13 protein-coding genes are annotated in these 16,407 nt (G+C 61.5%); 4 read left to right on the top strand and 9 right to left on the bottom strand.

The window, feature by feature from the left end; translation table 11 throughout:
- Positions 1-704: 704 nt before the first annotated feature.
- The 7 genes from RB2654_RS09580 to RB2654_RS09610 form a co-directional block, all read right to left on the bottom strand.
- The gene (locus tag RB2654_RS09580; protein WP_008330850.1) at positions 705-2,063 is read right to left on the bottom strand and encodes an FGGY-family carbohydrate kinase; all 1,359 of its coding nucleotides are present in this window, start codon (positions 2,061-2,063) and stop codon (positions 705-707) included.
- Positions 2,063-2,377 (bottom strand): L-rhamnose mutarotase, encoded by a 315-nt coding sequence (gene rhaM / locus RB2654_RS09585; protein WP_040884662.1) that lies wholly within the window; start codon positions 2,375-2,377, stop codon positions 2,063-2,065. Before rhaM ends, RB2654_RS09580 begins: the two co-directional genes overlap by 1 nt.
- A complete protein-coding gene (locus RB2654_RS09590) occupies positions 2,377-3,366 on the bottom strand; it encodes an ABC transporter permease (RefSeq protein WP_008330856.1) in 990 nt (329 codons plus the stop codon). The genes rhaM and RB2654_RS09590 overlap by 1 nt, the downstream gene beginning before the upstream one ends.
- Complete coding sequence (locus RB2654_RS09595; RefSeq protein WP_148912462.1) at positions 3,363-4,349, bottom strand: ABC transporter permease; 987 nt, start codon at positions 4,347-4,349, stop codon at positions 3,363-3,365. Before RB2654_RS09595 ends, RB2654_RS09590 begins: the two co-directional genes overlap by 4 nt.
- Positions 4,349-5,896, bottom strand: a complete 1,548-nt coding sequence (locus RB2654_RS09600) for a sugar ABC transporter ATP-binding protein (RefSeq protein WP_008330859.1) — start codon at positions 5,894-5,896, stop codon at positions 4,349-4,351. Before RB2654_RS09600 ends, RB2654_RS09595 begins: the two co-directional genes overlap by 1 nt.
- 70 nt (positions 5,897-5,966) lie before the next feature.
- Positions 5,967-6,968 carry a rhamnose ABC transporter substrate-binding protein gene (rhaS, locus tag RB2654_RS09605; RefSeq protein ID WP_040884664.1) on the bottom strand — a complete coding sequence of 334 codons (1,002 nt, stop codon included), beginning with the start codon at positions 6,966-6,968 and terminating at the stop codon, positions 5,967-5,969.
- Between the two features lie 44 nt (positions 6,969-7,012).
- Positions 7,013-7,813 carry a DeoR/GlpR family DNA-binding transcription regulator gene (locus RB2654_RS09610; protein WP_008330861.1) on the bottom strand — a complete coding sequence of 267 codons (801 nt, stop codon included), beginning with the start codon at positions 7,811-7,813 and terminating at the stop codon, positions 7,013-7,015.
- A gap of 188 nt (positions 7,814-8,001) precedes the next feature.
- Here RB2654_RS09610 and RB2654_RS09615 point away from each other — a divergent pair, with 188 nt between their 5' ends.
- The 4 genes from RB2654_RS09615 to RB2654_RS09630 all read left to right on the top strand — a co-directional run bounded on the left by RB2654_RS09615 (position 8,002) and on the right by RB2654_RS09630 (position 14,736).
- Positions 8,002-10,101, top strand: coding sequence for a bifunctional rhamnulose-1-phosphate aldolase/short-chain dehydrogenase (locus RB2654_RS09615; RefSeq protein ID WP_040885602.1), 2,100 nt, complete (start codon positions 8,002-8,004; stop codon positions 10,099-10,101).
- 44 nt (positions 10,102-10,145) lie between these two features.
- Entirely contained in the window at positions 10,146-11,291 is a 1,146-nt protein-coding gene (locus tag RB2654_RS09620; RefSeq protein ID WP_008330869.1) for an alpha-hydroxy acid oxidase, read from the top strand.
- A 27-nt stretch (positions 11,292-11,318) separates the two neighbouring features.
- A complete protein-coding gene (locus RB2654_RS09625; protein WP_008330871.1) occupies positions 11,319-12,560 on the top strand; it encodes an L-rhamnose isomerase in 1,242 nt (413 codons plus the stop codon).
- 1,384 nt (positions 12,561-13,944) lie between these two features.
- Positions 13,945-14,736, top strand: coding sequence for a recombinase family protein (locus RB2654_RS09630; protein WP_008330880.1), 792 nt, complete (start codon positions 13,945-13,947; stop codon positions 14,734-14,736).
- A 249-nt stretch (positions 14,737-14,985) separates the two neighbouring features.
- Here RB2654_RS09630 and RB2654_RS09635 read toward each other — a convergent pair whose 3' ends face one another.
- Complete coding sequence (locus RB2654_RS09635) at positions 14,986-15,363, bottom strand: siderophore-interacting protein (protein ID WP_161600688.1); 378 nt, start codon at positions 15,361-15,363, stop codon at positions 14,986-14,988.
- A 49-nt stretch (positions 15,364-15,412) separates the two neighbouring features.
- Positions 15,413-16,321: an ABC transporter substrate-binding protein gene (locus RB2654_RS09640; RefSeq protein ID WP_008330882.1), complete on the bottom strand. Its 909-nt coding sequence runs from the start codon at positions 16,319-16,321 to the stop codon at positions 15,413-15,415.
- Positions 16,322-16,407: the final 86 nt, after the last annotated feature.

Below are 16,407 nucleotides of genomic sequence, written 5' to 3' on the forward strand. Positions count from 1 at the left end.
CGACTGTATCCGCCACGTCCCGATCACGGAAGATGCCCGTCGGGGACCAGCTAACCTGCATTAAGTCGATTCTGAAACACATATTGAGAAGTCGCTTTTCAGACGCGAGTCGACGACCGGGGCAAGTAAACGCTCAGCGAAAAAGGCGCTTCCTTAACCTGCTTGTCCTCATCAGTGTGATGTCGGATTTCGGGCGGGGAATGGCTGGATCGACACGCCGCGCCGGATCCCTCCAATTCTGAAAAGTAGGTTCGCGGCGGACAGCCTCGTGCGCAACATGGCAGACGCGCTTCTCGAAAATCACCCCAGACACATTGTGGACGCGTTGAACCAGAAAGGCCTGCACAACTGGCTCAACGATGAGTGAACCCAAGAGCGGGCATGGACTTTCGAAAAAAGGCGCGGAAACTTCTTGAAAAAGAATACTTCCGGCGCGCCTGATACTGACATTGGCTATTCTGATTAGCCCCGGCTTGTTCTCTTCTGAGCGCGGTCACACGACTTGTTTCTCGTTTTTGATGCACAGGGCTAAGCGAAGGCGAAGTCCTAGAAATGCACGATAAGTGCAAGTAGGATCGGTTCTGGTGCCGGCAGCACGCTCGGCACCAAACCTCCCATTCATCAAACGATGTCGCACGCGGTTGTATTAGTTTTTTTTTGAGCGTCAGATATGAACCACAAGGAGGTGCAAGTGGTGGACGCGGCTAGGCAGCAGTGTTCACTTCCCCAAACCAATGTTGTGCATACTCTTTGAGCTCGTTCAGTCGGTAGACTTCGGGCGCACGGGTTGCTGGGGCTGGAATGGCACCACAATCGGCTAGGAGTGAAGCCCCGATACTCGTGCCTGTGGCAGAATGCGACAACTGAACCGGACGGTCAGTGGCAGCTTCGAGCATTGCAATGAAATCAATGTTGCGCGCGAAGGGGCCCTCGACGATGCTCGGCCCGCGCGCTCCTATCATGGCCAAGCATTCGGCTGTCATAAGGGCGAGATACCACGAGAGTGCGACGTTTTTTTCGCCGGGCGTCATGCTGGCGTTACTCCAACCGCCCGGCCGGTTCGGGAATGGGCCGGATCCAGTTTGGACGGCTGGGAGCAGAAAGTGGCGTTCGTTTAAGACGCGTTCGACATCCTCGGCGGTCGGTGCTGCGATTTCGCGCTTCATCTGTTCGAATTCGCGACCACCCATGAAGCGGGCGCTTGGGGTTGGATTGCCTAAGCCGTTGACGTTGATCAATGCATCGCGGAAGGGGTCGAGCACGACCGGCGCGCCACCGACCGCCATGGAAACCACCCACGTTCCGGTCGAAACGACCGAGAAAGGACCATCCATCTGACGCAGATGTGGAAGCAGGGAGGCGTTCGAGTCGTGGATGCCGGACATGACCGGCGTCTCCTCGGCCAATCCTGTGATTTCGGCGATCTCGGGCAGTATTGCGCCCGCGATATCTCCGGCCAACGCCAGGGGAGCCATTTTGTCCTCAATGCCGAGCGCGGCGACCAATGTGGAGAATCCGGCGGTATGTGGATTCCACAGGTCTGTATGACACCCGAGCGAAGTGAGTTCGTTGGTGAAGTGCCCCGTAAGGCGACCCGACCAGTATTGCGGATAGCTCACGACCTGTCTGACGCGGCCACGTAGCCCCACTTGCGTTTTGAGCAGCCAATGCAGCTGGGCCCCCGCGTTGAGCCCTACCGGCAGGCGTGGGGACCCCGTCTCAGAAAAATTCGGCCGGAGCGCATCGTAAGCATGTGCGAGTTCCTCCGGCCCGGTGAACTCGTAATCCATCACCGGCGTGGCCAGCTTACCGACTCCATCCAGGAGCACGAAAGTCGCGCCATGGGTCGTGACACTGATCCGGTCGATGCCGTGTTTGGCCTCGAAGATCGACAGGCTCTCAAGCAGGAATTCCCAGATCCCCTCCACGTCGAAATGCGGATAGGGCGGCCCGGGGCGCACCGTGTTGGGCCGCGTCACCACGTCCAGCTCGCTCATGGTGTCTGTGTCGACCAGCGCCACCTTTGCGTTGGTCTTGCCTATGTCGAGAACGGCGACATGCATCAGGGCATATGGAACATCGGGACGAGGTCTTTTGCCACCGGTTCGTTGTCCGGGTGCGTCTCCATCACGTCCGCCATGTGCGCCCACCAACGCTGCATGATCTCGGTCCCGGGCAGGTCGGCCATCCCGTGGTCATCCCTGCGCCAGAGCACGCCGAAGAGGATGTTCGTCTCCTCGTCGAGGTGGATCGAATAATCCGACACGCCAGCATCGTGTAGCAGGTCCACGAGCTCGGGCCAGATCTCGTCATGCCTTCGTTTGTATTCGGCGGCCATCCCGGGGTGGAGTTTCATCTTGAAGGCGTGCTTGTGCATCACGCCCTCCACTTGGCCCAGAGGCGCGGCAACGCGATGACCCCGATCAGCATCAGGCCGATGAAAATCGACATGACGATGCCCGGCACGTTCAGAAGCCCAAGCCCGAAAGTCACTAGCCCCATCACGAAGGCCGCGATGACGACGCCCGGAATGGATCCGGACCCGCCGAGGATCGAAACGCCGCCAAGCACCACCATCGTCACCACCTCGAGCTCCCAACCGAAGGCGATGGAGGGGCGCGTGGATCCCAGCCGCGAGGTCAGGCAGATCGCCGCGACGCCGGCCATGAGACCGGTGAGCAGGAACAGGATGAACTTCACCCGCGCGACCCGGATACCTGAGAAGGACGCGGCGGTGGCGTTGTTGCCGATGGTATAGACTGTGCGCCCGAAATTCGTCCGGTGCAGCACGACGTAGTAGATCACCGCGAGCACTGCGAAGAGCACGAATTCGAATGAGAGCACCCACCAGACGTAGCCCTGCCCGAAGAAGGCGAAGTCTGCCGGATAGCCCCGGTAGGCGCCATCGCCGAGGATGATGTAACTGATCCCACGAAACAGGCTCATAGTGCCGATGGTCACCACAATGGACGGCAGGCCCATCAGGGTCACAAGCACGCCGTTGAACGCCCCAGCAGTCAGCCCCGTAACCAGACCGATCAGGACGAGCTCGAAGGTCCCGGCCCCGACCTGCGCCGCCGCTCCCATTGCCGTGGAAGCGAGCGCGATGATCGCGGCAACCGACAAGTCAATCTCGCCCGAGATGATCAGGAGGGCCATCGCGAAGGCGATCATCGCCTTCTCGGTAAAGTTGAACGTGGCGTCCGACAGGTTCCAGGCGTTCAGGAAGTAGGGCGAGGCGAAACTGTTAGCAACGAAGATCAGGATCGCGACACCGAGAAGCAGGACTTCCCAGCTCTTCAGGATCCGCGCCGCGTTTGACTGCAGGCGGTCTGGGATGTGGCGGGTGTTGGATGCGTCCGTCATGCCTGTGCTCCCTGTGCCTGCGCGCGGCGCAGGATGATACGGCCCTTGGCCTTGGCGCTACGGGCGTTGAACGCCACGGCGGTGATGATCGCGGCGCCGGAGATGGCCATCTGCCAGAAGGGTGAGATATCGACGACCGGCAGCGCATTCTTCACGATCCCGAGGAAGAGCGCGCCCAGGATCGTCCCCAGGATCGTCCCCGCGCCCCCGGCGATCGAAATGCCTCCGATGACGCAGGCCGCGACGACCTCGAGCTCGAACCCGCCGGCGATGTCCACGTAGGCCACCGCGTAGCGCGCCACCCAGAGATACCCAGTCAAGCCCGCGAGCGCGCCGGAGATGACAAAGGCCCAGAATTGCGTCTTGCCCACGTCGACGCCGGTATAGACGGCTGCGTGTGGATTACCGCCTACGGCATAGAAGGAGCGGCCCAACGGCGTGCGTGCGATCATCAGAATGAAGATGCCCGCCATCACCATCGCGAACCATGCGAGAACCGGCAGCCCCAGCACAGAGGCACGCGGGAAGCCCGTGAAAGCCGCGCTCATTTCATGCGCGTTGACCCATTCGCCGTTGGAAATGAGGAAGATGATACCGCGATAGATCGTCATCGTGCCGAGCGTCACGACGATGGGCGGGATCGCGAGCTTCCACACCAGTATGCCATTGAATGCGCCCATGATCGCACCAAGCCCAATGGCGACGGCGAGGATCACGAACACTGGCACGCCCGGCATCGCCGCGTTCAGCATCGCGCAGACCATACCGGTCAAAGCCAAGTTGGCCGCTACCGACAGGTCGATACATCGCGTGAGGATCACCACGGTTTGGCCTAGGGCGAGCAGCAGCAGCGGCGAGGTGTCTGTGAAGACGCGGACGAGGTTGGCGGGTGCGATGAAGCCGGGAAACCGGCTTGCGATCAGGGCCAGGAGCACAATGATCGCGCCCGCGAGGATCGCCTCGCGTGATTTCAAGAACGTCATCATTGGTCGCCCTCGCCGATGCCTGCCGCGTGGCGGACGAGCGTTTCCGGGGTCAGGTTGTCGCCCTCCAGCTCGGCCGCAATCAGCCCTTCGCGCATTACGATCACGCGGTCGGACATGCCCATCACCTCCGGGATTTCTGAGCTGACCATGATGACCGCCAAACCTTGCGCGGCCAGTTCGGCCATGAACGCGTGCACGGCCGCCTTCGAACCGATGTCGATGCCCTTGGTAGGCTCGTCGAGGATGATGACCTTGGGCTTGGTGGCCAGCCACTTGGCGATCACCACCTTCTGCTGGTTGCCGCCGGACAGGTTGCCCACGTCCTGATCGAGCGAGGCGGCGCGCAGGTCGAGCCGCTCGGTGTATTCCCGCGCGAGCGCGAATTCTTCTGACATCCGCAGAAACCCCGCGCGCGAGGTCTGGCTGAGTGACGGCAGTGTGATGTTTTGAAAGATCGGTAACCCGATCACCGCACCTTGCTTGCCGCGATCCTCGGGAACATAAACGATTCCGTTGTCGACTGCGTCGGCCGGCGATCGGATGACTTTGATATCGCCGTCGATCTTGACCACACCCTTTGAGGGCTTCGTGATCCCGAAGAGCGATTGCATCACCTCGGACCGACCTGCCCCGACTAGGCCGTAGAAGCCGAGGATCTCGCCCTTGCGCAAGGTGAAACCAATGCTGTCGAACTCGGTCGGGTGGGAATAGCCCACGACTTGCAACACCTCATCGCTCGGTGTGTGTTCTCGATCGGGAAAGATCTGGTCCACGTCGCGGCCGACCATGAGGCGCACGAGATCGGCCTCGCTAATCTCGGAAATCAAGCCGGCGCCCACGTGCTTGCCATCACGGAACACGGTGAACCGGTCGGCGATGCGGAAGATCTCGTCGAACTTGTGGCTGATGAAGAGGATCGCGCGCCCCTCGGCTTTTAGCCGTTCGACCAGTTCGTAGAGCTCTTCGATCTCCTTATGGCTGAGCGCGGCAGTCGGTTCGTCCATGATGACGACGCGCGCGTCGACCGACAGCGCGCGTGCGATGGCGACAAGGTGCTTGGAGGCAATCCCCAGATCACGCAGCGGCATGTCAGGGTCGAGATCGGCGTCGATGCGGTCGAGGATCTCGCGCGCCCGGCGGCGCATCTCGGCCCAGTCGATCATGCCGAAGCGGCCCTTCGGCGCATGACCGATGAAGATGTTCTCGGCGACGGTGAGCTCGTCGAAGAGCACCGTTTCCTGGTGAATGGCGGTGATCCCGGCGGCGGAGGCATCCTGCGCAGTTGTGAACTGCACGTCCTCGCCCGCGACGCGGATCGTGCCCTCGTCGGGCTGATAGATACCGGTGAGCGTCTTGACGATGGTCGACTTGCCCGCCCCGTTCTCGCCCACCAGAGCGGTCACCTGACCCGGGTAGAGTTCGAGCGACACCTGGTCGAGCGCCTTGACCCCCGGAAAGGTCTTGGTGATCCCGTCGAGCGTCAGCACGGGGTCGGTCGACACCGGCGACGCTTCGCGTGTTTGGGTCTCGATGCTCATCTGCATCGCGGCCTCCGATCAGTTTGATAAAGTGCCCCGGCACACGGGCAGTCCCGCGCGCCGGGGCGAGAGGAGATCAGAAGATGTCCTTGAAGTCGTCGATGTTCGTCTCGTCGTAGACGAACGGATCAGCCATCGCGCCCTCGTTGTTGTCATCGAGGGTGAGTGTGCCCATGCGGCCCATCGGGATTTCAGCGCCCGGCTCGGCAGTGGCCTGCTCGGTGGCGAGCTGATAAGCGAGCATGGTCGCAGAGTAGCCCAGGTCGATCGGGTTCCAGATCGCAAACGACTTGGAAGCGCCCGACTCGATGGCGCCCGCCATCTCCGAGGGCAGGCCCAGGCCGGTGACGTTCACTTCGCCCACCTTGCCGGCATCTTCGACGGCGCGCGCGGCGGCCACGATGCCAACGGAGGTCGGCGCGATGATCGCGTCGAGGTCCGGATAAGTCTGCATCAGGCCGGTCGCCTCGCGGTAGGACTTGTCGGCCAGGTCGTCGCCGTAGACGGTGCCCACTACCTCGATGCCGGGGTAGTTGCCCATCACCTTGTTCATCTCTTCGATCCAGATGTTCTGGTTCGTCGAAGTCGTCGTGGCCGACAGCACCGCGACCTCGCCGCCGTCCGGCAGCTCATCGGCAGCAAGCTTGATGATCATATTGCCGATCAGCGAATTGGAGGACGGGTTGAGGTGCAGCATCCGGCCTTCAGGCGCGACGCCGGAGTCCCAGGAGATCACCTTGATGCCCCGCTGCATCGCCTTCTTGAGCGCCGGAACCAGCGCGTCGGTGTCGTTCGCCGACACGGCGATGGCGTCAACCTGCTGGGCGATAAGCGAGTTGATCACCTCGATCTGCCCCTCGGCCGTGGTGTCGGTCGGCCCGGTATAGATGACCTCGACGTTGCCGAGCTCTTCCGCGGCCTCTTCGGCACCTTCAGCTGCAGCTTCGAAGAACCCTATGCCGAGTGCTTTAACCACCAGGGCGATGCGGACGTTGTCGTCCTGCGCCTGGGCCACACCACCCGCCAACATGAGCGCCGCAGCCGCTGCGCCACCGAACATTCTCCTCGTCATACTCATGATAAAACCTCCCTGGCTGAGTATCCGTTTGAACGCGAAGTCTTTCAGCTTGCGTCCGTTTTCCGCGCGGCCCCCGTTTGGGCCACGATCACCCGGACCTCAGCCGCTTCGAGCATCGAAGCGACCCGATCCGAAATGCCTTCGTCGGTAATGACGACGTCGATCCGCTCGAGACCGCAGAGCACGAGGCTGGAGCGGTTCTCGAATTTGGAGCTGTCGACAAGCACGACGAGCTCGTCTGCCTGCCCGATCAGCTTTTCCTCGGCCTGAATGAGCAGAGGATCGTTCTCCATCAGCCCCATCGGGCCCACCCCGTAGGCGCCCATGAACATGCGCTTGGCATAGTAGTGGCGCGTCATGTCGTTCTCGAACGGGCTCAGGATGATGTTCTGTTCGCGGTAGAGCGCGCCTCCGGGCACCATGACGGTGTTCTTGGTGTGCTTGAGCAGGTGCTCGGCGATTGGAAAGCTGTTGGTCATCACCTGCACCCGCCGATTGGCGAGGTGGTGAACCATCTGGAACGTCGTGGTGCCACCGTTGATGATGATCGGGTCGCCGTCGTCGCATAGGGCGACCGCTTCGCGCGCGATCACCTGCTTCTCTTCGGCATTGATCGTCTGGTTCACCACAAACGGTCGGCCGGCCAGTCCCGGCAGGGGCGGCGGCGTGAGGGCCTCGGCTCCGCCACGCACCCGGCGCAGGCGCTTCTGCTTATCGAGGGTCGAGATGTCACGCCGGATCGTCGCCTCGGAGGTTTCCGTCAATGCGACGAGCTCGCCCACCGTGACGATGGGGCGCTCCTGAACCGCAGACAGGATAAGCCGGTGGCGTTCCGTTTCGTGCATTGAAGTCCTCCCGTTCCCAACAGCATGCCTGATTCTGATCATGGGTCAATCAAAAGTTTTCATAAACGATCATGTTGCGCCGCAGCATGATCGTTTATGATCGGTTTTGGTTGACTTGGGCTTAGCTTTCTCGCAGGGTTTGGCCAATGGCTCAGGCTGCCTATCGCGGCTTTCACGGGAGGAACATCATGCTGACGCGCGCCGAAAACCGGCTGGAAAACCTTTGGGACGACGCAAAATCCGAAGCGATGAGCGAGTCCGAGAAACTGCTCTACCGCTCGAACCTCCTGGGCTCTGACAAGCGAATCACGAACTACGGCGGCGGCAACACGTCGGCCAAAGTGATGGAAACCGATCCGCTCACCGGGGATCAGGTTGAGGTGCTCTGGGTGAAGGGCTCCGGCGGCGATGTCGGGTCGATCAAGATGGACGGCTTCGCGACGCTTTACATGGACAAGCTCAACGCGCTGAAGGGCCTGTATCGCGGCGTTGAGTATGAAGACGAGATGGTCGGCTACCTTCCACATTGCACCTTCAACCTGAACCCACGAGCTGCCTCCATCGACACGCCGCTGCACGCCTACGTGCCCAGAAAACACGTTGATCACATGCACCCGGATGCGATCATCGCGATTGCTGCTTCGAAAAACTCCAAAGAGCTGACACAGGAAGTGTTCGGCGCCGAGATCGGCTGGCTACCGTGGAAGAAGCCGGGCTACGAGCTGGGCCTCTGGCTCGAGGATTTCTGCAAGAAGAACCCCGAAGCGAAAGGCGTCGTTCTGGAAAGCCACGGGCTCTTCACCTGGGCGGACGATGCCAAGGAATGCTACGAGCTGACCATCGCGATCATCCAGAAAGCGATGGACTGGTTCGCGGACAAGACCGCTGGTCAGGACGCTTTTGGCGGGGCGGTCCATGAAAGCCTCGCACCCGAGGCACGCCGCGCCGTTGCCGCGCGCCTGATGCCTGCGATCCGCGGCTTCGTGTCCGGCAACCAGCACATGGTCGGCCACTTCGAGGACAGCGAAACGGTGCTGGAATTCGTCAATGCGCGCGACATGGAGCCGTTGGCCGCGCTCGGCACTTCTTGCCCCGACCATTTCCTGCGGACGAAGATCCGCCCCCTTGTGGTGAATTTCGACCCCGCGAAGAACAACCTCGACGAGGTGCTCGAGGGGCTGCCCGACCAGATCGCCGCCTACCGCGAGGATTACGCGGCCTACTACGAGCGCTGCAAACGCGACGACAGCCCGGCGATCCGCGACCCGAACGCGGTGGTCTACCTCATCCCGGGTGTCGGCATGATCACCTTCGCCAAGGACAAGGCCACGGCCCGGATCTCGGGCGAGTTCTACGTCAACGCCATCAACGTGATGCGCGGCGCCTCAGCCGTGTCCGAATACGTGGGTCTTCCCGAGCAGGAAGCCTTCGACATCGAATATTGGCTCCTCGAAGAGGCGAAGTTGCAGCGCATGCCCAAGCCCAAGTCGCTGGCCGGGCGCGTCGCATTGGTCACCGGCGGCGCAGGCGGGATCGGCGCGGCCACTGCCGAGCGGTATCTGTCCGAAGGTGCCTGCGTGATGCTTGCGGACATCAACGGGGACAATCTGGAGGCCGCCAAGGCAAATCTCGTCCAGCGCTACGGGCGCGACGTGGTGCGCACCGTCAAGATGAACGTGACGGACGAGGCCGAGGTCGCGTCCGCTTACGCTGACATCTCGGTCGAGTTCGGCGGCATCGATATTCTGGTGTCCAACGCCGGGATCGCCTCGTCCGCCTCGGTCGAAGAGACCACGCTCGAGCTTTGGCAAAAGAACATGGACATCCTGTCCACTGGCTATTTCCTTGTCTCGCGCGAGGCCTTCAAGGTCATGCGCGTGCAGGGGATCGGCGGATCGGTGGTGTTCGTGGCGTCGAAAAACGGCCTCGCCGCCAGCCCGAACGCGTCGGCCTACTGCACGGCAAAAGCTTCCGAGATTCACCTCGCCCGCTGTCTCGCCCTTGAGGGGGCTGATGTCGGCATCCGTGTGAATGTGGTGAACCCGGACGCGGTGCTGCGCGGTTCGAAGATCTGGGAGGGCGAATGGCTCGATCAACGTGCCTCGACCTATGGCACCGACAAGGAGGGGCTGGAAGAGATGTATCGCAACCGCTCTCTGCTCAAGCGCTCGGTCTTGCCTGAGGACATCGCGGAAGCGGCCTACTTCTTCGCCGCCGATACGTCGGCAAAGTCCACGGGGAACATCGTGAACGTTGATGCGGGCAACAAGGAAGCCTTCACGCGCTGACAGATCGGGGCGGCGTTCCGCCCCATTTGCGGAGCGGAGGACACATGCGACTGTCACACTGCCATAATTTCCACGACTTCAGGCGGCTCGCCAAGCGCCGCCTGCCATCGCCAATTTTCAACTACATCGACGGCGGCGCCGACGATGAGGTGACGATGCGGCGCAACTCGGCGGCGTTCGACGCGGTGGACCTGGTGCCGCATGTGCTGCGGGGCACCAAGGACGTTGAGCTTTCGGTCGAGGTCATGGGGCAGAAACTCGCCCTGCCGTTCTACCTGTCGCCCACCGCGCTCCAGCGCCTTTTTCACCACGACGGGGAACGCGCGGTCGCGGCGGCCGCGGCGAAATACGGCACGATGTTCGGCGTCTCGTCCCTGGGCACGACCAGCCTCGAGGAGCTGCGGCGCACACACGACACGCCGCAGGTCTACCAGTTCTACTTCCACAAGGACCGTGGCCTGAACCGCGCGATGATGCAGCGCGCGAAGGAGGCGGGCGTCGACGTGATGATGCTGACTGTCGATAGCATGACCGGCGGCAACCGCGAGCGCGACAAGCGCACCGGCTTCTCGATCCCCTTCAAGCTGACGCTCGCCGGCATGGCGCAATTCGCGATGAAGCCGGCCTGGGGTATCAACTACGTCACGCACGAGAAATTTTCCCTTCCCCAGCTCGACGACCACGTCGACATGGGCGGCGGCGCCATGTCCATCGGGCGCTACTTCACCGAGATGCTGGACCCCACGATGAACTGGGAAGATCTCGCCGAGATGATCGAGCTCTGGGACGGCAAGTTTTGCCTCAAAGGCGTCATTCATCCCGACGACGCGGCCCGCGCGGCCGATCTGGGCTGTGACGCGGTTGTCCTGTCGAACCACGCCGGGCGGCAGCTCGACGGATCGCTCGCCCCGTTCGATGCACTGGGCGGGATCGTCGACCAGGTGGGAGACAAGCTCGACGTGATGATGGACAGCGGCATCCAGCGCGGCACCCACATCATCAAGGCGCTCGCGATGGGCGCGAAGGCGGTGGGCATCGGGCGCGGCTACCTGTTCCCGCTCGCCGCCGCCGGGCAGGCCGGGGTCGAACGGATGGTTGGTCTACTCAAGGACGAAGTCGAACGCGACATGCGCCTCATGGGCGCGGCGAAGATCTCGGATCTGACCCGCGACATGCTGCGACCAAGATAAACGCCGGATCGCCGGCAGGGAGGAAAAATGAGCTATCAATCCGCCAAGGACGCGTTCGCCGAATGGGGCGTCGACACCGAAGCCGCGATGGAGGCGCTGGCCCGAATCCCGATCTCGGTGCATTGCTGGCAGGGCGATGATGTGGTGGGGTTCGAGGGCCAGAGCGGCGCGTCCGGCGGCGGGATCCAGGCCACCGGCAACCACCCCGGCCGCGCGCGCACCCCGGACGAATTGCGTGCCGATCTAGAGTTCGCCTATTCGATGATCCCCGGCAAGCATCGCCTGAACCTCCATGCATTCTACATGGACACGGAGGAGACGCCGGACCGCGATGAGATCGAATACCGACATTTCGCGCCCTGGGTCGACTGGGCCCGCGAACAGGGCATCGGGCTCGACTTCAACCCGACGTTCTTCGCTCATACCAAAGCCGACGACAACTTGACGCTGTCCCATCCCGACAAGGGCATCCGCGACTTTTGGATCGAACATGGCAAACGTTCGCGCGAGATCGCCGCGAAGATGGGAAAGGAACTCGGCACGGCGGCCGTGAACAACATCTGGGTGCCGGACGGGTCGAAGGATATCCCGGTCGATCGCATGGCCGCGCGGCAGCGGCTCGAAGCCTCACTCGACCAGATGTTGGCGCCCGCCCATGACGCGGCGCATCTGCGCGACGCGGTGGAGAGCAAGCTCTTCGGGATCGGGGTCGAGGCGATGACCGTGGGCAGCCACGAATTCTACCTGGGCTACGCGATCCGCAAGGGGACGCTTCTTTGCCTCGACATGGGGCATTTCCACCCGACCGAGAACATCGCCGACAAGTTGTCCTCCGTTGCGCTGTCGGTGGACGAACTGCTCTTGCACGTGAGCCGGCCGATGCGCTGGGATTCCGACCACGTGATCCTCTTGGACGACGCGATCCGGGGCATGGCGCAGGAGCTGGTCTTCGCCGACCTGCTGGGGCGCACGCACATCGGGCTCGACTTCTTCGACGCCACGATCAGCCGCACCGCGGCCTGGGTCATCGGCGTGCGCAACATGCAGAAGGCCTTGCTAGAGGCGCTCCTCATGCCACAGGCGCGGTTGAAAGAAGCCGAGGCGGCGCTGGACTTCACCACGCGCTTCATGCTGACCGAAGAACTGAAGGACATGCCCTTCAGCACGGTCTGGGCCGAGTTCTGCGCGCGTAACGAGCGGCCTTGTGGCAAGCGACTGATTGACGAATTGGCGGGATATCAGACGCGAGTTGCTGACCGGGGCAGGTAGAAAATCCGGCAGAAAGGGCGCTTCCCTAATGCGCTTTTCCTCATCGGTGGGACGTCGGATTTCTGGCGGGAATGGCAACTTGTCTGTCGTGTCCGCGCTGTTGGACCTGGGCCAGGAATGGCTGGCTCGACACGCCTCGCCGGGTTCCTTCAATACTGCATAGGAAGATTCGAGGTAGTGGAGCGCGCATGCGACCAACACGCCGAAAGGTTTACATAGGGTTTACATAGCGCCGATACTGGGTTGCCTACGTAAACCCTCGGGATGCTCGGACCAGCCCATATTCACCCTTTGTTCTCGGCTAGGGTTTACCTAAAGTTTACATAAAGTTGACAGATCCGGACCCAAAACCACGGTTTTCGGCGATCTATGTAAACCCTGCGACCACAAAACCTCAACAAAACAGGCTTCTGAGCAGAAGCGCGCCGCAGACAGGGTTTACATAAACCGTCGCTCACACAGAAACGCGCACCAGAGCAGACCAACGCATCACCAGCTACACCGACACTCAGAAGACAACGGACAGCATCTGGTGACGAGCACATCGAGCCCTAGAGCACACGCAACACGACAGGTGACGACCACTGAGGACGAACGGCATCGAGGATGCGGAGTTGAGTCACGCATGTCTGAATGACGAGGCAGGTGCGGACAGGTCACGGAAGGTCGGTATTGCTGCCTGATGCCGTGTTGATGATCTAGCTAGACAGCTGTGTAGGTAGGTAGCTGCGGACCCAGATCCGATGAGCAGCTGATGATCTGGCACGCTGCTTCGCCGGTGAGCGCGATCGTTGCCGAGGAGGTTAGAAGCGCAACGCCCTTAATGTCCTAGTTCCCGCCAGCAACGCGAACGCTCCCATCCACCCAGGCGCTCGGGCCCTCGAACTAGTCGCGGTTTTGACCAGCCAACGCATCGTCGTGTTGAGGTTAGCGTATGACACGCGGGCAGCCGGTGCGGTAGTGGGGTTCACAACGAGCCTCCTATAAGGATGTGACCCCGTCACGGATACATTCATGCAACGTCGCGGTCCTGGGTTCTTCCTCTTTTGTGAATGGGAGTCGAGCCAGCGCATACAGGTTCCGCAGGACGAAAGCACCCTTCGGTTTGTTGCCTATCGAGGTCCACATCGACTTGACCGAGAAGCAGAGAAGTCGATCACATCCACGTCAACTGGAACGATTTCAACCCGACCTACCGAAATGCGAAGCCACGACCGCTATAATGGAGGTGCAGTGAATAAGGCGCGCTTCCATCAAGGATTTCACCCATCGCCGCGACGAGAGAAGGCCTTGGGGGGATCGGATAGGGTTTCTCTCACCTCAAGGCAGTATCAACGTGAAGAGCTACATATCAAAGTAGCTACCGCTCTACAGGACATAGAAGATGAAGATGAGTAAAAGCGAGACGGATCTAGGCAAGTTGGCCGTGGGCTACGCACGTGTCTCAACCACGGGGCAAGGAGATAAAGGGACTAGCTTGGAGGCGCAGCGCCGCGCAATCCGGACCTTCTCTGACCACATGGGCTATAGGCTGATTGAGGTCTTCGAGGATGCTGCGTCTGGTGCGCACGAGAAGAGCTTCAATATGCGACCGAACCTCAACCACGCCCTTGATTGTATGAAAGAGAACGATGCGATTCTCGTCGTTTATGACTGGGATCGTTTCTCCCGGTATAGAGGTGTTCCGGAGCAGTTGAAGAAGCGCGGCATATCCAAAGATCGTGTATTATGCGTGAAGTCAGGTGAAGATCTGCGGCGCGCCTCGGAAGCTGCGGTATTCGAGCGTGCTTCCTTCGATCGCGAGATGATCTCGCGTCGCACGAAGGATGGTATGGCTGCAAAGAAACGCGCAGGCGAGACGTTCGGCAATCCCGACATCAAGAACGTGCAAGCGTCCGGTGTGAAGGCCTACAGCGCGAAGGCTGATCGGGTCGTTCATGAGATTGTGGAACACATCCGGCGCGGGACGCTCGACGATAAAGATAGCTGCGGCGTAGTAGCCAAAAAATTGAACGCTGCGGGCCTGCTCACTGCGCACGATAAGTCCTGGAACAAGGACCGTGTGAAAGGTCCACTTCGCAAGGCTCGAGCACTAATCAAGGCCGAGCAATCATCGGAGTCAGACGACATAGATGAAGAAGGCTACGAGCATGAGATTACATTCGGTATGTTCTGACGCGCGCAGGCTGGCTGTTGAGGTCGGTGAGCATGATCCGGGCGCCCCGAGCTACCAGAGTCACACAACGCGTTCGGCGCGCTCTATCCGGTCCGCCGTTGCTGACATCGAAGAATCCGACGGATAGCGAGTGCGACCAGACATCGCACCACCCCGTCGGCATGACGGCCCCGCAGAGACTCTCTGTTCGCGCTCAGGGGCACGGTCGTGTGTTTGGAGGCCTCGGCGCCCGAAATGACTTTGACGCGCTCAGCGGGCAGCACAGCGCCTCTGGGCGCGTTCGGCCAGCGCGGCCATGACAGGAAGGCCCGAGAGATCCGAGACGAAGATGGTGCTGTCATCTACGGGCCAGTCGAGCGACATCTTGGGGGCGCCGCCGTGGCGCCATTCGATCCGGTCGCCGGGATGCGCCTGACGAAGCCAGCGCGCCGCCGGGCCATGGCCCGCGTGAAGCACGCAATCAACGTCGAAGCGTCCGTCAGCGTGCCAATGCCGGTAGGTGAAGGCGCGCGGTCGAGCGGGCGCCCCGGCGCCGCATTCGGGAAACCGCAACCGGCAATGGCCGCCATGCGGCCGGTCCCGCGGCAGCGCTTCCCCGTCCAGCGGCGCGAATGTCACCCTCCGCATGGTCAGGTCGAGCGGGAGGACCCGCTCAACCCGGACCGCGTGAAAGCCTTCACTCGACGCCATAGATGCGCGCGATGTCGTCGAGCATCAGTTGCGCGGCGAGAATGCCGCCGGCGGTATTCCAGATCGCGTCGCTGACGTCGTGCACACGGCCGGCCTGAACCGCCGACAGCGATTGCCAGAGTGGGTCGTTCAGGACCTCTTCGGCCACGGCGTCGCCTTCGCCGTCGCCGGTGTCGTATGTGAAGTGGAAGATCCGGTCGCCGTCCATGTCGGGAATGCTTTCCTTGCCCGTGCGGATCGCGAAGTCCTCGACATTCTGATTCTCGGGCCGGTCGAAGCCGAGATCCTGGAGCAGAACGCCGGAAAAACTGTCGAGTTGGTAGATGCGGATCTGCCCTGGCAGAAACCGGATGACGGAGACCTTTTCCTTAAGAGCATCGCCCAGTGACGCGCTCAGCGTATCGACACGCGCTTCGTAATCAGCGATGGCGGCCGCGCCCTCTTCCTTCAGTCCGAGCGCATCAGCGTAAAGGCGGAAATTGATCTGCCAGTCACCGCGCAGTTCAGCCGACATGACCGTTGGCGCGATGGCCGAAAGCTGGGGAAAGATCTCTTCGTGCCGCTGGGCGTTGCCGAGAATCAGGTCGGGTTGCAACGCAGCGACCAGTTCAAGATTCACCGCGCTCTCGGTGCCGACGGGCTGCGCATCGCCCATCTGCTCGGTGATGTGATCCCACCACGGATCGCCGTTCCAGGAGTTCGCGGCCCCCACCGGCACCACGCCGAGCGCAAGCAGGGCCTCGGTCCCCTCGTTGGTCAGGACGACCACGCGCTGCGGTTCTTCCGGAACGTCGGTGGTCCCCAGCGCATGGTCGATCTCGCGGGCCTGAAGCGGTGCGATGTCCAGCAGCGCCACGACCGGCAGCGCGGCGAGGATATGTCGGAAGAGTTGCATGAGGCGGCATCCTTTGTTGAGTGTTTCAGTCGGATTTGCTGCGAATTGATTGACTAAATCAGTCGGGAATGTCAATCGACCGTCGA

It is taken from the genome of Maritimibacter alkaliphilus HTCC2654 (assembly GCF_000152805.1).
Lineage (GTDB): Bacteria > Pseudomonadota > Alphaproteobacteria > Rhodobacterales > Rhodobacteraceae > Maritimibacter > Maritimibacter alkaliphilus.